Raw genomic sequence first — 17991 nt, 5'->3', positions numbered from 1 at the left:
GAGACGAAAATGAAGACACTTCAAGGAAAGGTCGCCGTCATTACTGGCGGCAACAGCGGCATCGGAAAGGCGACCGCCAAGCTCTTTGCCGAAGAAGGCGCCCAGGTCATCATCACGGCTCGACGCCAGGACCTTCTAGATCAAGCCGTTCAGGAAATCGGCTTCGGCGCGATCGGCATCCAGGGTGACGTGGCTGATCTCGCCCATCATCGGGCGGTCGCGGGCACAGTTGCGGAACGATTTGGCGCGGTCGATATCTACCTTGCCAACGCGGGCGTGATCGACCTCAAACCGACCGACGCAATCTCCGAAGAAGCCTATGACCGGCATTTTTCCATCAACACAAAGGGCGTCTTCTTCGGCGTTCAAGCCATCGCTCCCATCATGAACGAGGGCGGGAGCATCATCATCACCAGTTCGCTGGCGGCGACCAAGGTTCTCCCGAACCATAGCGTCTATGCCGGTTCCAAAGCTGCCGCAGCGGCGTTCGCGCGCAACTGGGCGATCGAGTTCAAGTCGCGCCGCATTCGCGTGAATGTTCTCAGCCCGGGGCCGACGGACACGGAAATCCTTGGAAAGCTCGGAATCTCCGAGGCTGAACGCGGACCATTTCTCGAGCACATGGCCGAGACGATCCCGGCTGGCCGGCTGGGCACGTCCGGGGAGCTTGCCAGTGCGGCACTCTTCCTCGCTTCGGATGCCGGTCGCTTCGTCAACGGCATCGAACTCCACGTCGACGGCGGAATGTTGCTTGTCTGACGGATAGCGGATGTCGCCGAACAGCAGCGAGGGCGTTTGATTGAACCGTCATCGATGTTGCACCGACTGCGCCTCCGGCGCGCAGTCGGGCTGAGCGGCTGAGGGCGCGGTCAACGTTATCGCGACGCTTCTCTCAAATCATCTCCAGTGACCGCTTGCGCTTCGGCGGCGGGAAGGCGTGGTCGAGGGCGGCGAGGTCTTCGGCGGTCAGGTGGATGTCCATTGCGTCGCGGTTTTCGCGGAGGCGGTCGGCCGAACCGGTCTTGGGGATCGAGATGACGCCGGGGCGGGTCTTGAGGAAGGCAAGGGCGATCTGGGAGGGCGTCGCCTGATGCGCCTTGGCGATGTGAATGAGATCGGGGTGGCGCAAGAGCCGACCCTCGTCGAGCGGAGAATAGGCCATGATGGCGATGCCTTGGCTCTGGCACCAGGGCAAGAGGTCGTATTCGATGCCGCGGCGCGACAGGTTGTAGAGCACCTGGTTGACGGCGACGTTTTTGCCATCCGGCACGTCCAGCAGCTCCTCCATGTCGTCGACATCGAAGTTCGAGACGCCCCAGGCGCCGATCTTGCCTGATTTCTTCAGCGCCTCGAAGGCGGCAACCGTTTCCGCCAGCGGATAGCCGCCGCGCCAGTGCAGGAGGTAGAGATCGATATGGTCGACGCCGAGATGCTTCAGGCTGCGCGCGCAGGCGGCCTCGGTGCCAATGCGGCTGGCGTTGGACGGCAGCACCTTGCTGACGATGAAGGCCTCGTCGCGGCGCCCGCGCACCGCTTCGCCGACCACGCGCTCCGAGGCGCCGTTGCCATACATTTCGGCCGTGTCGATCAGCGTCAGGCCGAGATCGAGGCCGAGTTGCAGGCTCTTCACCTCATCGGTCTTGCGTGCTGCGCTGTCGCCCATGCGCCAGGTGCCTTGGCCGAGAACCGGGATCGAGCGGCCGTCGGGAAGTGTCGTCGTCGGGATCGGATCGTGCATGCTTTTCTCCTCGCGGCCGAAATTGCCCACAGCGGCCGCAGCTTTCAATATGCGCCTCAGACGCTGTAGCACTTTGACGTGCGCCCCGTTGCTATCCGTAAAAGCGGAAACGCTTTCAGGAAATCGGCGGGTAGCGGGCAATCTAGCGCATCCCGCCGGTCTTTCGAGCCTTCATCCGGCAAGCCGCCCGCGCTCTTTTTCCATGCGCTGCAGGATCTCGACGAAGGCGCGCACGCGCGCCGGGCGGAAATGGGAGGGCGGATAGACGACATGGATACCGCCCGAGGGCAGCGACCAGTCGGAAAGCAACCGCACCAGCCGGCCCTCGGCGATGTCGGTTCGCACCTGATAGTCCGGCAGCACGGCAAGCCCGATGCCGGCGACAGCGCAGCAGTGGGCGGAATCGGTGCTGTCGGCGGTCACCAGCGCGTTGCCGTGGATTGCCGCCCCGTTGCCGGAAGCATGCGTGAAGGTCCATTCCAGCGGCGCCTTCAGCGCGCCGTTGGCGATCCAGTCTGCCTCCATCAATTGATTGGGGTGCGTGATGTCCCCGAGCTTTGCGGCATAGGCGGGCGCTGCGACGAGGTGCTGCTGAAACGTGCCGATGCGTTTTGCCCGTTCGCTGGAATCCACCAGCCAGCCGGCGCGAATGGCGAGATCGAGGCGGTTCTCGATCATGTCGAGAACCGTGTCGTTGAAGCTCAGCTCCACCCGCATGGCGGGATAGGCCGCGAGATAGGCGGCAATGGCGTTGGTTACGACCTTGGCGCCATAGTCGAGCGGCGCCGTCAGCGTCAGCGTGCCGCTCGGGGTCTCGGTTTCGGCCGAGACCGCGCCGACGGCCTCATCGGCATCGCGCAGGATCAGCGCGCAGCGCTCGTAGAAGCGCTGGCCGGTGGCGGTCGGGCTTAGCCGCCGGGTGGTGCGCACGAGCAGGGTGGTGCCCAGCTCCTTTTCGAGTTGGGCGACCTGATGGCTGACGGCGGCTTTGGCAAGCCCGAGCCGTTCGGCAGCCGCGGTGAAAGAGCCGCACTCGACCACGGCAACAAAATGCGAGAGGCGATTTAAGTTTACAGTCATTCGAAATTCTTCGCGATTGTCTGAATTTGTCAGACAGTCTGTTCGGACTGCCGGGCTTTTTCAAGAGCGCCCGTGCCGTCATCCTGCCGGGCACGACAAAAGCCCAAGGAGACCCCATGCAGATTCAGTTGACCCGGCGGACCGCACTCAAGACGGTAGCGGCGGCTGGCGCCGCCATCCTCATTCAGCCGGTCTGTGGCCGCCTTGCCAATGCGGCCGCGGCGCTCGAATGGCGTTATTTCCAGGCGGATGATGCCGGCTTCAACCGTACACCGGTGCTGCTGACCGGAAAGAGCGAGGCGATCCTGATCGATGGCGGCTTCACGTTTTCCGACGGCCGGGCGGTGGCCGAGGCAATCAAGGCAACGGGCAAGCGGCTGACGACCATCTATGTCAGCTGCAACGATCCGGATTTCTATTTCAGCCTCAAGCCGATCGTCGAAGCCTTTCCGGATGCGAAGGTTATCGGCGCTTCAGCGACCGTCGAGGCGATCAAGGTCAATGTTGAAGGAAAGCTTGAAACCTGGGGGCCGCAGTTGAAGGACAATGGCCCGCAGACGCTCGCCGATGTGGTGATGCCGACGCCCGACGACCGCACCGCGTTGACGCTCGAAGGCAGCACGATCGAGATCGTCACGATCGAGGGGATGAAGGACCGGCGCTATCTCTTCGTGCCGGAACTGCAGGCGATTTTCGGTGGCGTGCTCGTCTATTCCGGCTCGCATGTCTGGGTGGCCGACGAGGCGACGGCGGAAGGGCGGCAGAAATGGATCGAGGCGCTCGATGCCATGGCGGCGCGCAAGCCCGCGATCGTCGTGCCGGCGCACAAGAGTGCGGGCGGGCCGGAGGGCGTCGAGGCCATCCGCTTCACCCGCGATTATCTCGCAGCCTTCAACGAAGCGGCGGCCGCCGCCAAGGACAGCGGCGAGCTGATCGCAGCGATGACAAAGCGCTATCCGGATCTGCCCGGCGTCTCGACGCTCGAGCTCGGCGCCAAGGTCGCCAAGGGCGAGATGAAGTGGGGCTGAGGCCGACCACCGTTCTTGCACAGGCGAGGCGGCGACCGGTCACATGAATGTACGGATGCTGAAAACGGTGCGCACCAAGACCAAGGACACTGTTACTTTAGGAGTTCAAAGGCGCGAACAAATCCCGGAAACGCATTGGTAGCGACGCCCGTCGCGTAGATTTCGGCTGTGCCGTCGCTGCTGCATGTGATGGCGATTGTGCCGTCGATTTGGAGAAATAGAGCGACTGCGCCACCGTCCCACGGCACCAGCTTCCAGTCCCTTCCACCTGTGACGAGACGCATGACCTCCTGCTGCACCTTCTGACATTCGGTGAAGGATGGCGTTGTCATAGACTGCCTCTCCTCTGATCGCGCCATGGCTGGGGCCGTGAACACGAAAGTGGCGAGAGCGGCAATAATCGTCCTCCTCATTGTGGCCTCCTACCCACGTGTATGACAGCGAGAGTACACACACGGCTGAGGCTGGACAACGACGGGCTTGGGCGCATTGTCATCGCATTGCCACCCCATCACCGAGGCCTCTCGGCAGGCCGCTCAATCAACCGACTGGTCGCTTCCTTGCTCCGACCATCTACCGTTGAGCCGGAGCCTGAGAGGCGTGTAGGGACCCTGACGACCTCAAGTAAGATTCCGCCAGGCCCATCCCACCGGGGCCCGACACGACATAACGGGGTCTGAGGGACGCAGGGCCCAGGCGGGTACCCTAGCGCTGCCCTAGGTCCAAAGCCGCACGAACGTTGTAGCCAAATTGCTGTATTATAACGGTTTTTTGGCAATTTATCGCCGAGGGGAAACTTGTCACCATGACAAGTTCGCGGCTGATGCCGGCTAATAGGTCAATTATGCTGACCCAATTGACCGGGAGGAAACCATGCAGGCCGATACGCTGCTGGCGCTGTTTTTGTTCGCATTCACCACTTCGATCACGCCGGGGCCGAACAACATGATGCTGTTCGCGTCGGGCGTGAATTTCGGTTTCGTGCGCACCATTCCGCATATGCTGGGCATCGGCGCCGGCTTCTTCCTGCTGCTTATCGCCGTCGGTTTCGGCCTCGGTGCGCTGCTCCATTCCGTGCCGGTCGTTTACACGGCGCTGAAGTTCGCAGGCGGTGCCTATCTCATCTGGATCGCCTGGAAGATCGGCACCTCGCGTTCGCTGTCCGAAGGCAAGGCCAGCGCACAGCCGATGACCTTCATCGGGGCTGCCGCCTTCCAATGGGTCAATCCCAAGGCGTGGGTCATGGCGGTGTCAGCGATGGCGACCTATACCAGCAGCGAAAGCTACCTCTTCAGCGTGCTCGTCGTCGGCGTCGTCTTTGCGCTCGTCAACGTGCCGAGCGTTTCCACCTGGGCGGGCTTCGGTTCGGCGCTGCGCCAATGGCTCTCGGAACCGTCGCGGCTGAAATGGTTCAACATCACCATGGCGGTGCTTCTCGTCATCAGCCTCTGGCCGATGCTAAAATAGTGCGAATTGTGGTTTCATCAGCATCAGCCAGAAGATGCCGGTGACGGCGAAGAAGGCCGGGAAAGCCGCAGGCAAACCAGATGGCATAGAGCCGGTCGAACTCCGGTGGTAGCGGCGCACCGTTGGCCGTTGCAAGCCGGGCGAGATCGCGCAGCCGCAACTGGATCCAAACGACCGGCAGCCAGAAGAGGCCGGTGACGACATAGAGGATCAGCGACAGCGCGATCCATCCTTCCGTCAGCGACCAGCCGATACTCGTCGCCAGCAGGTAACCGGTGATCGGCTGGAGCAGCACCGCTGTCGCGGTGAAGACCGTGTCGGCGACGACCACCGTTCCGGCGACGTGCGCGATCAGCCGGGCATCGCGCGTGCGCCTGGCCATCAGCATGAAGAAGGCGATACCAGCGCCGGTGCCGAAGAGCACCGCGGCACCGATCACATGGGCAAGGCGCAGCAGATCTTCGAGCATCATCAGCGTTCATCCAGTATGGCCAGCGTCGCCAGCGTGAGAAGCAGCGACGGCAGCACCTTGACGAGCGGCCCGAGCGGATCCGCCCAAAGTTGGGGTTCGACGAGGGTGGCGGAGGCGAGATAGGCGACCGACAGTGCGAGCATGCCTAGATGGCGGACGTGATACATTCGGAGCTGCGTGGCAAATGATCGCCGGCAGCGGTAGCCGGCTTACTCGGTGGCCTGGTACGAACCGCATCGGGCCAGACTTGTTATGGTGACAATTGCGGGTACCCGCGGGCGTTGAAATCGATTTCGAATCCGGGGTTTATGCGCTACGACTTTATGAGGAGGCAGCGCCATCTTTGTGCCTGTGATGGCACGGCGTTGCGAGGAGCCAGGCAATGTCCGAACACCATCATGGCCACGATCATCACGACCATCACCACGACAACCATTTCACCGACATGGAAGCGCGGGTGAAGGCGCTGGAGACGGTGCTGACAGAGAAGGGGTTGATCGACCCGGCGGCGATCGATGCGATCGTCGAGACCTATGAGACGAAGATCGGTCCGCGCAACGGCGCGCGTGTGGTCGCCAAGGCCTGGGTGGATCCGGAATTTGCCGAGTGGCTGAAGCGCGATGCGACGGAAGCGATCGCCAGCCTCAGTTATACCGGCCGGCAGGGCGAGCATATGCGCGCCGTGTTCAACACGCCCGAAACCCATAATCTCGTCGTCTGCACGCTCTGTTCCTGTTACCCGTGGTCGGTGCTCGGTCTGCCGCCGGTCTGGTACAAGGCGCCGCCCTATCGTTCGCGCGCCGTCATCGATCCGCGCGGTGTGCTCCAGGAATTCGGCCTGACGCTTCCCGAGACGACGCGCATTCGCGTTTGGGATTCGACGGCGGAACTGCGTTATCTCGTGATCCCCGAGCGCCCGGCAGGGACGGAAGGGTTCAGCGAGGACGAGCTTGCTGCCCTCGTCACCCGCGACGCGATGATCGGCACGGGCCTGGCACTTTCCGCGGAGGTGCTTCGATGAACGGTCCACACGATCTCGGCGGCGCCCACGGCCTCGGCCCGGTGGCGCCTGAAAAGGACGAGCCCTACTTCCATGCGGCGTGGGAAAAGCGGGCGCTCGGCGTCACGCTTTCCTGCGGCGCCTTTGGCGCCTGGACGATCGACGAAAGCCGGCATGCGCGCGAAAACTTGGCCCCGGCGACCTATCTCTCGGCGAGCTATTACGAGATCTGGACGCGGGCGCTCGAAACGCTGTTGAAGCGCCACGGCTTCGTGACCCAGGCCGAACTCGATGGCGGCCACAGGCTGGAACAGGGTGCGGCGCCGAAACGGGTGCTGAAGGCCGACATGGTGGCGGGCGTGCTCGCCAAAGGCGGCCCCTGCGATCGTCCGGTCGAGGGGCGCCCACGCTTTGCCGCCGGCGACCGGGTGCGCACGAAAAACTTCAATCCGGAGACCCATACGCGCCTGCCGCGCTATGCCCGTGCCAAGCTCGGCCGGGTCGAGGCGGTGCAGGGCTCTTTCGTCTTTCCTGACGACAACGCCCATGGCCGCGGCGAGAATCCACAATGGGTCTACACGGTCGTTTTCGATGGGCCGGAGATCTGGGGCGAGGGCGCCGACCCGACGCTGACCGTCTCGATCGATGCCTGGGAGAGCTATCTTGAGCACGTGTAAGGTGACATCGCCGCTGATTGCCTCGGCCGAACTGCCGAAGTCACCGGAGGGCGATCCGGTCTTTGCCGAGCCCTGGCAGGCGAACGCCTTCGCCATGACCGTGCGCCTGCACGAAAAGGGTGTGTTCTCCTGGCCCGAATGGGCAGAAGCGCTTTCGGCCGAACTTTACAAACCCGGCCGCAAGGCCGATGCCAGCGACTACTACGACTGCTGGGTGGCCGCACTCTCGCGCCTCGTCACGGAGCTTTCGCTCGCCTCCGGTCGAGAACTGGAAGACCTGACGCTGAGCTGGCAGCGCGCGGCGGAGGCAACGCCGCATGGGCAACCGATCGTGATCGAGAACGATCCGCTGCGGTGAGGCGGCCTGCCGGTTCCATCATATGGCAACTCGGTGCGCTGCAAAGGCATCGCATCATTGCGGTGACTGTGCGGCGCTCTCGGCCCTGCGGGCTTCCAGATCGGTGAAGAGTGAGTAGGCGACATAATATTTGTAGATGTTGCCGACATACTGCACGGTCTCGCGGCCGATCACCTTCGCCGCCCCGTTCTCGACATTGCCGAACCAGATGTTCGGATCGAGCCCCATTTCATTGGTGATACGGCGGATCTTGCGCAGGTTTCCGGGGCCGGCATTGTAGGCGGCGAAAGCAAGCAATGTCCGGTTGACGGGATCGAGGCCCGGCTCATTGAGATAGGTGGTGATCAGATAGCGCATGTATTTGGCGCCGGCTTCGATGTTGCGGTTCGGATCCTTTTCTACGCCGTTAATGCCGACCGACTTGTCGGCGGCCGTTGTCGGCAGCAATTGCATGATGCCAACGGCGCCGCGTGGGCTGCGCTTGCTCTGGTCGAGTTGCGATTCCTGATAGCCCTGCGCGGCAAGTAGCAGCATGTTGAAGTCGTAGGTGGTGGCGTGTGTCTCGAAGAAGCCACGCAGGGTGCGATACTTTTCAAGCTCGGAGCGCTCGTAGGCGGCACGCACCATCTTCTCGCTCTGGTAATAGCGCTTCTTCAGAACGTTGCCGAAGGCGGTACCGACCTTGTGGGTCTTGATGAAGGCATTCAAGGTGGCCGCGAGCTTCGGGCTGTCCTTGCGGATGGCCCAAGCGATCTCGCCTTCCGCAGCAATGGCGATATCCTCATGCAGAACGACGCGATCGAACACGGTTGCCCATATGCGCGCCTTGTGATCATCGACGACGCACCAGGGAAGAAGGCCAGCATTGACCATCTCCATCAGGTCCTCGTCTTCCAGGGTTTTCGTCGATCGGCCGGATATCGATCCCGGTATTGCCGGATGCCTTCAGGCGGGCGTTCAGCGCGCCGAGGTGTTCGAAGTAGCTGCTGCTGTGCCGCGCAAACACCGTCTTTCCGCCGAGGTCGTCAAGCGTTGCGATCGACTGGGCCGACGGACCCGTCACTAGTATTTCGTTGACGCCCGTTGCCAGCGGATCGGTAAAGTCGACGACCTCCTTGCGCGAGGGAGTGATCGTCAGGTTGGCGGCAACGATGTCGCCGCGACCCTCGACAAGGGCCGGAAGCAACAGATCCCGGCTGGTTGGCACATAGACGACCTTGATCCTGTCGATCTCCTTTTTCTGGTCCTTGTTGAGTTCCTCTGCGAGCGCATTGCCGGTCTCCACCGCTGTGCCCAATTGCTCGCCGCGGTCGATGAAGTAGATCGTCTTGCTGAAAGGGACGAGAATGCGGATCAGGCGGCGTTGCTGCATGCCGTCGAAATCGCCAGTCCAGGCGCGGTAGCCGGGTGTTTGCTCCTGGGCCCGAGAGTTGCCGGGCGAAAGGCCTGCAAGACCTAGGGCGGAAAGGATAAAAAAGGCGCGCGCCAATTCGACCCGCGCGACGACAGCGAGAAGCGTGAACATTGCCCAGACCCCCAAAGTTGCTCTCTAGCCGGCCACAGGGCCAAAGTTGCCACGCTCTGGCCCAGACTGGATGGATTGAGATTACGCTCCCTGCAACCGTAAACAAGCAGTTTGGAATATGTGGCATTCGGTGGCTGCAGTCGTGCACGGACACTGTCGAGGCGCGGGAACTGCCGAGACGTCATCGGCAGGGACGTGTTTGTCAGGTGCCGTAGTAGGTTGCCTGATCCAGATCGGTGAGCAGGTCAGGCCCAACAGGTTTCCACCCGAGCAAGGCTCGCGTCCGGGCGCTGGACGCGGCCATGTTGCCGCCGGCTATGCCGGCAAACCAGCCGAAATGCGCGGGCGGGCGGGCTTCGACCGGCAGGCCGAGATTTCGGCCGATGATCTCGGCGATCTGTCGGAACGGGATCTTTTCGTCCGCCACAGCGTGGTAGACGCTCTCGCTCGTGCCGCTTTCAAGCGCAAGCCGATAGACCCGTGCTGCATCATCCCGGTAGACGCCCGACCAGCAATTGGCGCCATCATCCAGATACGCCGAAACGCCCGTCTGGCGCGCAAGACGCACGAGGATGGGGACGAAGCCATAATCACCCACGCCGTGAACCGAAGGCGCGAGCCGGACCGTTGCCGCCCGAATGCCGCGCTCGGCAAGGGCACGGGCAGCGGCTTCGGATTTGCGCGGCACGGCGGCATTGGGCCGATCGGTTTCCGTGGCACCGAGCGGCAGCCCGGCGAGACCCGAGGTTACGAGTAGCGGCCGATCCGATCCGGCGAGACCCTCACCCAGAAGCGCGATGACGCGCTGATCCTCGGCCGCACTTTCCAGGAAACTGGAAAAGTCCTGGTCGAGCGGGCCGTGGACGAAGTCATGCCTGAAGGCCGTGTGAATGACGGCATCGGCTTGCCCTGCGGCCCGCTGCAGGATCGCCGCGGACTCAAGCCCGCCTTCGACGACCGAAGCCCCGGTTGCGGCGAGGGTTGCGGCCTTTTCCCTGGAGCGTGCCAGGCCGGACACGCTGTGCCCCGCCGCGATCAGGTCCTTGACCACGGCCGACCCGACCCAGCCGGTCGCGCCCGTTACGAATACATGCATTGCAGTTCTCCTTGATGTGGTGCCCTTGCGTGGGCGTAAACGCCGGCGCTCAACCGAAACGATGGCGCCGATCAGGCGAGGCGCATCGTCACTTCGATGTCCTCGGCAAGCGGTGTCGACAGGTAGGTGCCGGCGGCCGAACGGATGTAGTCGAGATATTCCGGGCAACTGTCGGCGTCGTCGGCGATGATCAGGGTGCCTGGACGCAGGCGAGGCTCGATCAGCTTGAAGACGTCGAGATAGATCGGTTTTGCCCCGTCGAGCAGCACCAGATCGATCGCGTCGGGAAGGTCGGTGAAAGTCGTCAGCGCGTCACCCTGCCGGATCTCGACGAGATCCTCGAGACCGGCTGCCGTGAGGTTCTGTCCGGCCCGCGCCACCTTCGCCGGTTCGAATTCGCTGGTGATCAACTCGCCGCCGCCGTTGTCGCGCAGCGCCGCTGCGAGAAAGAGCGTCGAAATGCCGAAGGACGTTCCGAACTCGACGATCCGGCGGGCGCGGCTCGCGCAGGCGAGCATGTAGAGGAGGTTGCCGGTCTCACGCGAAACCGGAAGCCACAGATCCTTCAAGAGCCCGTAGAGCTGCAGATATTCGGTCTTGCTGTGCAGCAATCGTTCGCGTTCGCTTGCGGGCAGTTGCGCGACTGCGGGGCTGGTCGCGGCATCGGCCTCGTCGAACAGGCGGTCGAGAAGGCCCTTGAGAGGCTGGCTGGTGAGCGTGGTCATCGGATGTTCCTTCGTTTTCGATGGGCTTGCGTTCCCGAGGAAAATACGAATAATTCGTCGCATTCGCTAATCGCATTGCGGACGGTGCCAATGGCCAACAGATCAAGTGCCCGTATTTCTTCACGAAAAGCGCCCAAGCAGGCGCGTTCGAACGAGCTGGTGAAGGCCATTCTCCAGGCTGCTGTTCAGGTTTTGGAGGAGGAGGGAGCGCAGCGATTTACCACTGCCCGCGTCGCGGAACGGGCGGGCGTCAGCGTCGGGTCGCTGTACCAGTATTTTCCCAACAAGGGCGCGATCCTGTTCCGCCTGCAAAGCGACGAATGGCGGCAGACGTCGGGGCTGCTGGCGACGATCCTCAGTGACGGGTCGCGGTCGCCGCTCGATCGGCTGCGGTCGCTGGTTCACGCCTTCCTGCGCTCGGAATGCGAGGAAGCGGCCGTTCGGGTTGCCCTGGGCGACGCGGCACCCCTTTATCGCGATGCGCCCGAAGCCCGGGAAGCCAAGGAGGCCAACGATCCGCTCATCGACCAGTTCATGATCGAGCTTCTTCCGAACGCACCCACCGACCTCAGGGAACTTGCCGGTGACCTGATCATGACGACGATGACGACGGTGGGGAAGGATTTTTCGGGAACGGCGCGCAGCGATGCGGAGATCGAGGCCTATGCGGATGCGATGGCCGACATGTTCTCGGCCTATCTCGTGGCGAAGGGCGCCGGCACCTGATGCATCCCGAAAATTGTGAGCGTCCCGGCGATTTTGAGCGCAGGGCGTCTCGGGTACGCAGGGTGAGACGAATGTGCGGGCTCGACTGTAACTCTTTGAAATACCTTGCCGACAAAGCCTGATCGGCGTTGGCCGGGTTCCCCCTCAGCTCTTCGTCGCCTCGCTCTTTTCGAACTGCCGGTAGCATTCATCCGCCACCTGCTGCAGCAGATCGCGCGGCACCTCGCCGGTGACGGCGTAGCCGAGCGGGCCGTCGATCCAGTAGAAGGTCTCGACGCCGTCGTTCTCGTCGATGCGGAAGCTGGTTTCGCGGTTGTCGTCGTTGCGGCCGAGCAGCACCGTCAGCCGTCGGCCGGTGCCATCCTCATACATGAACATCGCGCCTGCCTTGCCGTTGACCGGCAGCAGCCGGCCGCCGACCAGCGAGAAGCCGAGCGAGGAGAGATCAGGGATCGAGAGCGGATGATCGAGGCGCTTGCCAAGCCAGGTCGCGAGATGGGTCTGGTCGTCGGCGCCGACCTCGACGGCATGGCGCACTTCGCTGGCATAGACCAGGAAGGCCGATTGCGCTTGGCGCGGCAGGCTGTCGGCCGTCTGCGTCGGCCGGGGGCTTTGCTCGGGTGCGAGCAAGGAGGGCGCGTAAAGGCCGGTGAGGCCGCCGGCCGCAAAGAGCACCAGGCCGGCGGCGACGGCGCGGGCGATGCTGGCAAACGATCGGGTGTCCTTGCCGGGATCCGGTTGCGGGCGTTCGCTGCCGTTGCTCAGAAGCAGAGCCCGGTCATCGGCGTCGCTGCGGGCATAGCCGGCAAAGAGCGCGCGCAACTCGACCGCCTGCGCCCGCCATTGCCGGACCTCTTCGGCCTGCGTGGGGTTTTGCTCGAGCCATTGCTCGATCCGCAACCGCTCGCGCGGGCCAAGGGCGCCGTCGACATAGGCGTGCAGGTCGTCTTCGGAGACGGTGTTGTGGCCTTCCGTCATTTCGGTCTCCGCATGCTGATCACATTGTCGTCCTTCATGGCTTCTGCAAGCTGGCGCCGCGCGCGCGACAGGCGCGACATCACGGTGCCGATCGGTATGGCCATCATCTCGGCCACGTCCTGGTAGCGGTATCCTTCGATCACCACGAGCATCAGCACCGAGCGGTTCTCCGTGGAGAGCCCGTTCAGCGCCCGTTCGAGCCGCGAGCGCTCCAGCGGGTCGCTCTCGTGGGTCTCGGCCTCAAGGCCCAGGTCCTCGTCCAGCGCCACCTGCGGGTGCATCGCCACATAGCGGTGCCGGTTGCGGCCGAGATTGGTCATGATGGTGAAGGCCCAGGCGCGCAGGTTCACGCCGCGCCACTGCGCGCGGCGTGAAAGCACCTTCTCCACGCAATCCTGCAACAGGTCCTCGCCATCCGGGTCCGAGCGCACCAGGCTGCGGGCATAGCGCCGCAGTGCCGGCACCAGGGCCAGCACATCCTCTTCGAACCGGTCGGAGGCGGGGGGTGCCCCCGCATCCTCGTTGCCGCCGTTACGGCTTGGCGACATTCCATTCGCCCTTCTTCATGCCGTCGCCGGTCATGTCACCCATCTTCTTGTCCTTGATGAAGAAGTAGAGCGGCATACCGTCCTTGGCCCATTGCTTCTTGCCGTCCTTGCGCTCGACGACCGTATAGGCACCATCTGCCTTGGCGCTGGCTTCCGCGAAGAAGGGCGGCCAGTTCTTGGCGCAATCATCGTAGCACATGGACACGCCGCCATGATCGTCCTTGTAGGTGTAGAGCGTCATGCCGTTTTCTCCGGCCAGCACCTTGCCCTTGGCGGTCTCGACTTCCTTGACCGGCGGCGCGGCGAAAGCCGTAACGCTGGCCGCAAGCAGCATGGCGATCGTCAGTGGAAACGTTCTCATGGCAGTTGTCCTTCCTCAAGATGGTTTTCCTGTCCGGAAACGGGCGAAAAGCCTCCTCGTCCCGTTTCCGCGGGAGCCGCATGGTGCAGATCCAACCGTAAGACACGGCAAGCACAGGGTTTATTCCCGGAGAACTGGCGGAAGTTTCGGTTCGGTTCTTGCAGGTCGGCCACAGGACGCATCCGGCCACGCGACGTTCATCGCGCGGCCGACGAGAGGGGGAATAGGGCGCTGACCAGTTGGAGGCGACAGCCGTTCAGGGCAGCAGGACCACGGATCCGGTCGTCCGCCGGGCCTCCAGGTCTTCGTGAGCCCTGCGGGCGTCGTGAAGCGGATAGGTGGTGATGGCTGGGGCACGAACGACACCTGCCTGCATGGCGCCGAACAACTCTCGCGCCGCCGCTTCGTACTCGCCTCGCTCGGCAGTGTAGTGGGCGATCGAGGGACGAGTGACATAGAGCGAGCCCTTGGCCGAGAGCGAGGCGACGTCGAGCGGGGGAACCGGACCGGAGGAGGCGCCGAAGGAAACCAGCGTGCCGCGCGGGCGCAGGCAGTCGAGCGACCTGGCGAAGGTGTCGGCGCCAACGGAATCATAGACGACGCCGACACCCTTGCCACCGGTGATTTCGCCGACGCGGACCCGGAAATCCTCCTGGCTGTAGAGGATGACATGATGGCAGCCATTGGCCCGGGCGATCTCGGCTTTCTCTGTGGAGCTGACGGTGCCGATGACGGTCGCGCCGATGTGGCTCAGCCACTGGCAGGCAATCGAGCCGACACCGCCGGCCGCCGCATGGAAGAGCACCGTGTCGCCGGGCTTCACCTCGATGCAGCGACGGATCAGGTATTCGACGGTCAGTCCCTTGAAGACGAGGGCTGCGACCTCTCGGCTGTCCAGTTCCTCCGGCAGCGCCAGCGCCCGGGCGGCGGGCAGGTTGCGGTGGGTGGCATAAGCGCCGGGCGGGCCGCCCACATAGGCGACGCGTGCGCCAATCGAGAAGCCTTCGACTCCTTCGCCAAGCGCGGTGATCACGCCGACGCCTTCGACGCCGATCCCGCTCGGCAGGGGCAGGGGTGCCGAACCCCGACGGTGATAAATGTCGATGTAGTTCACGCCGATGGCGAGATGGCGGATCTGGATTTCGCCGCGCCCGGGCTCGCCCAGCGTCTCGGCCTTGAAGGCGAGCACCGACGGCTCGCCAAATTCGGAAAATCGAAAGGTATCGATGTTGGGCGTCATGCTGGTTTCTCTCCGGATTTCAGAAGAAACTGCTTGATTTCCTGGCTTCGGTCGAGAAACCATTCCGCAATTCTGATTTCCAAAAATGGAAAGCGATATGGACTGGAACGATCTCAAATTCTTTCTTGCCGTTGCCAATGCGCGCTCGCTGACTGCGGCCTCCGTCAGGCTTGGTGTCAGCGCATCGACCGTGTCACGCCGGATCGAGGTGCTGGAGGCGGCGTTGCAGGTCAGGCTTTTCCGGCCGCACCGCGACGGTTACGACCTGACGCCGGCGGGCGAGGCGCTTTTGGCGCCGGCCGAGCGGGCCGAGGCGCAGATGCGGGTCTTCGAGCGGACGGCGCGGGAGAAGGACAACGACCTTGCCGGCCCGGTGCGCATCGACGTGCCTGAACTGTTGGGGCAGGAGGTCCTGTTGCCGGGCCTCGCCGGTTTCCTGCTGGAGCATCCGGAAATCCGCCTGGAGATGCATTCGAGCGTGCGCCCGGTGCGGCTTGCCGGCGAAGAGGCCGACATCGTTCTGCGCCTGGTGCGGCCGCAGCAGGGCAACTATCGCCAGCGCAGGCTCGGCCAACTCGCCTTCGGCCTTTATGCGATGCCTGGCTACATCGCGCGTCACGGCATGCCGAGCGCACCTGCCGACCTCTACCGCCACCGGCTGGTCGGCTGGAGCGAGGGGCTGAGCTACCTGATTATGGTCGCCTGGCTGGAAACCCTATGCCCCGGCCTGCAGCCTGCGATGCGCTTCTCCTCGCTCGGCGCGCAGATGGCGGCGGTGAAAAACGGGCTCGGCTTTGCCGTGCTTCCGGCCTTTGCGGCCGAGGCGGCAGGCTTCACTCCGCTGCTGCCGGAGGCGCCGCCATTGGCCCCGGATCTCTGGTTGCTGGTCCATGAACAATCGGCCGAACTGCCGCGCGTGCGGCTCACCAAGGAGGCGGTCTCCACCGTGATGGCGCGCTTCGCTGCGCGATTGGCGGAAAGCGCCTGAGGATTGCAGACGCTTTCGTGAGGGAGCAGCCGATGGTGCTAGTCGGCCGGTTTCCACGGGGCATCAGAACGGCGAGCGCCCTGGAAACCGGTCTCCACCCGTTGCAGAACCGTCTCGTCGTCCGTGGTGATTTCGTAAAACGTGCTGTCGATGGCGCGAATGACGATCCAGGGGCTGTTCGGGGTGCCGGGCAGGAAACCGGTAAACTCTCCCCAGATGATCTGGAGAACGTCTTGCACAGCGGCGGCCAGGTGCCGGCCCTCGATCATGCTCCCGGACTGGGCCCAACTCTCCAGAACGTCGCCGCCGGGGCCGGTGGCATCGAACCATTGATAACCTGCGTCGACGGCGGAAACTCTCCACGACGCTCTCAGCGAGCGGGGTGCGAGGCGCTGCAGGATGTCGCGCAGGTCGAAGGGAAGCGCGGCTTCCGGAGGTCCATAGATTCTGAGCGTCTTCACGAGTGCTCTCCCGGCAGCGCATTGGAAACGTGTCGGGCCAACATCGTCAAGCCCGGTCGGCGACGAAGCGGGCGAGCGCCGGCCCGATCATGGTGATGATCAGCAGGCGGGCTGTCTGCAGGGCCATGACGAAGGAGAGGTCGACCTTGCTCGAGGCGGCAATGACGGCGATCGAGTCGAGGCCGCCGGGGCTGGTGGCGAGATAGGCGGTCAGCGGATCGATGCCGACCACCTTGATCAAAAGCAGGGCAAGCAGGCCGGAGAACGAGATCAGCACGACGATCGAGATGATCGTCGGCACCAGCGCGCGGCGGGCATGGATGAGGATCTGGCGGGTGAAGCCGAGGCCGATGTTCCAGCCGAGCATGGCAAAACAGATCGCCAGCAGCCATTGCGGCAGCGCGGTGGTCATGACGCCTGAGACGTTCAGCACGGCGCCGAGAAGGAAGGGCAGCAGGAAGGCACCGGCGGGCACGCGCAGGAAGCGGCCGGCGAGCGCTGCGCCAAGGCCGACGGCGATTGTCTCGAGGAAAAGCAGGCCGTCGATCGGTGCGAACCAGTGGGTGGTCTGTTCGGCTTCGGCGCCGGTGACCCACATATGCGCAACCACGGTCGCGGTGCTGGCGACGAAGATCACGCGCAGATACTGCATGAAGGCGACGAGGCGTGCATCGGCCCCATAGGCGTCAGCCATCAGCAGCATGGTCGAAGCGGCGCCTGCCGACGATCCCCAGATCGCGGTTGTGCCCGGCAGGATGCGCATGCGGGTGATGACCCAGCCGCAGAGCGTGCTGACGGCGATGACCGAGAGGATGACGGCGAGAAACAGCGGCCAGTTGCCGGAGAAGGTGGCGAGCATGCCCGGCGTCATGGCACCGGCAATCATCATTGCCAGGATGAACTGCACGCAGAAGAACAGCTGGCGCGGCAGGCGTATCGTGCCACCATTCATGCCGACGAGCACGGCGGCCAGCATCGGGCCCATGAGCAGCCCGGCCGGAAGGCCGATGAATTCGAAAAACGAGGCAAGGACGATGGAGACCGCAAGCAGCAGGCTCCATTGCAGCCAGGGCGCGAACCGTCCGATGCCGACCTTGTCCGGGGCGAGCGGCGCAGCTGGCTTGTCGGTTTTCACGGGCACTCTCCGGCATGGCCCGGAAAGGCGGGAACGGCCACCGGGGCCGGCCTTGACGGGCTTCGAGCGATGGTCTTCGCCAGCAGAAGCGCGGGCGCCATCACGTCACGCTCGTTAGCAACAATGCGGCGTTGCATTCAAGGGGCAGAGCAAGAAAGTGCCACAGGATTGCCAGCGGGCAATGCGAGCACCGTGCGGGCAGGAGGCGAAATGAGAAAAAAACGTGAACAGATTCGACCGGGCGTAAGCCGCGCCGGAAGGAGCGGTGACGAGGCGCGGCCTTGATTTTGCGGGGTAATTTTGCGCGCGGCGTTGACGCTCGCGAAGCTGGCGGCTCCTGGTCCTCCGGTGGGGCCGCAATTCCGGGCTTGCGTGTGCGGCCCGAATC

Annotated in this window: 21 protein-coding genes and 2 pseudogenes; 8 read left to right on the top strand and 15 right to left on the bottom strand. The window is 63.7% G+C overall.

Going from position 1 to position 17991, the window contains the following annotated elements:
• Positions 1-9 precede the first annotated feature (9 nt).
• Positions 10-759, top strand: a complete 750-nt coding sequence (locus IB279_RS12335; protein WP_112771070.1) for a glucose 1-dehydrogenase — start codon at positions 10-12, stop codon at positions 757-759.
• A 133-nt stretch (positions 760-892) separates the two neighbouring features.
• On the opposite strand, the gene IB279_RS12330 is transcribed toward IB279_RS12335, so the two are convergent.
• Both IB279_RS12330 and IB279_RS12325 read right to left on the bottom strand, forming a co-directional pair.
• Entirely contained in the window at positions 893-1738 is an 846-nt protein-coding gene (locus IB279_RS12330) for an aldo/keto reductase (protein ID WP_090294459.1), read from the bottom strand.
• Between the two features lie 171 nt (positions 1739-1909).
• Positions 1910-2818: a LysR family transcriptional regulator gene (locus tag IB279_RS12325; RefSeq protein ID WP_112771069.1), complete on the bottom strand. Its 909-nt coding sequence runs from the start codon at positions 2816-2818 to the stop codon at positions 1910-1912.
• Between the two features lie 116 nt (positions 2819-2934).
• On the opposite strand from IB279_RS12325, the gene IB279_RS12320 reads away from it, so the two are divergent.
• Positions 2935-3846, top strand: a complete 912-nt coding sequence (locus IB279_RS12320) for an MBL fold metallo-hydrolase (RefSeq protein ID WP_112771068.1) — start codon at positions 2935-2937, stop codon at positions 3844-3846.
• Positions 3847-3938: 92 nt separating this feature from the next.
• Here IB279_RS12320 and IB279_RS12315 read toward each other — a convergent pair whose 3' ends face one another.
• Positions 3939-4178 (bottom strand): hypothetical protein, encoded by a 240-nt coding sequence (locus IB279_RS12315; protein ID WP_127889203.1) that lies wholly within the window; start codon positions 4176-4178, stop codon positions 3939-3941.
• A gap of 541 nt (positions 4179-4719) precedes the next feature.
• Here IB279_RS12315 and IB279_RS12310 point away from each other — a divergent pair.
• The gene (locus IB279_RS12310) at positions 4720-5313 is read left to right on the top strand and encodes a LysE family translocator (RefSeq protein ID WP_034792716.1); all 594 of its coding nucleotides are present in this window, start codon (positions 4720-4722) and stop codon (positions 5311-5313) included.
• Here IB279_RS12310 and IB279_RS12305 read toward each other — a convergent pair.
• Positions 5305-5782: pseudogene (locus tag IB279_RS12305) on the bottom strand (DUF2269 family protein). The gene IB279_RS12310 and the pseudogene IB279_RS12305 overlap by 9 nt on opposite strands.
• Before the next feature lie 2 nt (positions 5783-5784).
• Positions 5785-5931 (bottom strand): annotated as a pseudogene (locus IB279_RS12300) (DoxX-like family protein); the annotation flags it as partial.
• A 236-nt stretch (positions 5932-6167) separates the two neighbouring features.
• On the opposite strand from IB279_RS12300, the gene nthA reads away from it, so the two are divergent.
• From nthA to IB279_RS12285, 3 genes are read left to right on the top strand one after another with little or no spacing between them, the layout of a single operon-like run.
• Positions 6168-6806, top strand: a complete 639-nt coding sequence (gene nthA / locus IB279_RS12295; protein ID WP_112771065.1) for a nitrile hydratase subunit alpha — start codon at positions 6168-6170, stop codon at positions 6804-6806.
• Positions 6803-7462, top strand: coding sequence for a nitrile hydratase subunit beta (gene nthB, locus IB279_RS12290; RefSeq protein WP_112771064.1), 660 nt, complete (start codon positions 6803-6805; stop codon positions 7460-7462). The genes nthA and nthB overlap by 4 nt, the downstream gene beginning before the upstream one ends.
• Positions 7431-7820, top strand: coding sequence for a nitrile hydratase accessory protein (locus IB279_RS12285; protein WP_090294265.1), 390 nt, complete (start codon positions 7431-7433; stop codon positions 7818-7820). The genes nthB and IB279_RS12285 overlap by 32 nt, the downstream gene beginning before the upstream one ends.
• 54 nt (positions 7821-7874) lie before the next feature.
• Here IB279_RS12285 and IB279_RS37100 read toward each other — a convergent pair whose 3' ends face one another.
• The 4 genes from IB279_RS37100 to IB279_RS12270 all read right to left on the bottom strand — a co-directional run bounded on the left by IB279_RS37100 (position 7875) and on the right by IB279_RS12270 (position 11166).
• Positions 7875-8699 (bottom strand): transglycosylase SLT domain-containing protein, encoded by an 825-nt coding sequence (locus tag IB279_RS37100; protein ID WP_246801897.1) that lies wholly within the window; start codon positions 8697-8699, stop codon positions 7875-7877.
• Complete coding sequence (locus tag IB279_RS37095; protein ID WP_246801895.1) at positions 8653-9345, bottom strand: transporter substrate-binding domain-containing protein; 693 nt, start codon at positions 9343-9345, stop codon at positions 8653-8655. Before IB279_RS37095 ends, IB279_RS37100 begins: the two co-directional genes overlap by 47 nt.
• Positions 9346-9547: 202 nt before the next feature.
• Complete coding sequence (locus tag IB279_RS12275) at positions 9548-10441, bottom strand: SDR family oxidoreductase (protein WP_112771062.1); 894 nt, start codon at positions 10439-10441, stop codon at positions 9548-9550.
• A gap of 71 nt (positions 10442-10512) precedes the next feature.
• Entirely contained in the window at positions 10513-11166 is a 654-nt protein-coding gene (locus IB279_RS12270; RefSeq protein ID WP_112771061.1) for an O-methyltransferase, read from the bottom strand.
• Positions 11167-11256: 90 nt separating this feature from the next.
• Here IB279_RS12270 and IB279_RS12265 point away from each other — a divergent pair, with 90 nt between their 5' ends.
• A complete protein-coding gene (locus tag IB279_RS12265; protein WP_112771060.1) occupies positions 11257-11892 on the top strand; it encodes a TetR family transcriptional regulator in 636 nt (211 codons plus the stop codon).
• A gap of 144 nt (positions 11893-12036) precedes the next feature.
• Here the strand turns inward: IB279_RS12265 and IB279_RS12260 are convergent, their stop codons facing one another.
• The 4 genes from IB279_RS12260 to IB279_RS12245 form a co-directional block, all read right to left on the bottom strand.
• Complete coding sequence (locus IB279_RS12260; protein WP_090294262.1) at positions 12037-12870, bottom strand: anti-sigma factor; 834 nt, start codon at positions 12868-12870, stop codon at positions 12037-12039.
• Positions 12867-13418 (bottom strand): RNA polymerase sigma factor, encoded by a 552-nt coding sequence (locus IB279_RS12255; protein ID WP_034792734.1) that lies wholly within the window; start codon positions 13416-13418, stop codon positions 12867-12869. Before IB279_RS12255 ends, IB279_RS12260 begins: the two co-directional genes overlap by 4 nt.
• Positions 13402-13779 (bottom strand): lipoprotein, encoded by a 378-nt coding sequence (locus IB279_RS12250; protein ID WP_034792736.1) that lies wholly within the window; start codon positions 13777-13779, stop codon positions 13402-13404. Before IB279_RS12250 ends, IB279_RS12255 begins: the two co-directional genes overlap by 17 nt.
• 256 nt (positions 13780-14035) lie before the next feature.
• Complete coding sequence (locus IB279_RS12245) at positions 14036-15019, bottom strand: quinone oxidoreductase (protein ID WP_034792738.1); 984 nt, start codon at positions 15017-15019, stop codon at positions 14036-14038.
• Positions 15020-15116: 97 nt separating this feature from the next.
• Here IB279_RS12245 and IB279_RS12240 point away from each other — a divergent pair, with 97 nt between their 5' ends.
• Positions 15117-16007, top strand: coding sequence for a LysR family transcriptional regulator (locus IB279_RS12240; RefSeq protein ID WP_112771197.1), 891 nt, complete (start codon positions 15117-15119; stop codon positions 16005-16007).
• A gap of 38 nt (positions 16008-16045) precedes the next feature.
• Here IB279_RS12240 and IB279_RS12235 read toward each other — a convergent pair whose 3' ends face one another.
• A complete protein-coding gene (locus tag IB279_RS12235) occupies positions 16046-16468 on the bottom strand; it encodes a hypothetical protein (RefSeq protein WP_051659255.1) in 423 nt (140 codons plus the stop codon).
• Positions 16469-16514: 46 nt separating this feature from the next.
• On the bottom strand, positions 16515-17555 hold the full coding sequence (locus IB279_RS12230; RefSeq protein ID WP_375292944.1) for an AbrB family transcriptional regulator: 1041 nt from the start codon (positions 17553-17555) through the stop codon (positions 16515-16517).
• Positions 17556-17991: the final 436 nt, after the last annotated feature.

The organism is Ensifer sp. ENS06, from assembly GCF_014852205.1.
GTDB lineage: Bacteria > Pseudomonadota > Alphaproteobacteria > Rhizobiales > Rhizobiaceae > Ensifer > Ensifer adhaerens.
The sequence above is the reverse complement of the archived record's forward strand: the minus strand, read 5'-3'. Positions and strand labels throughout refer to the sequence as shown.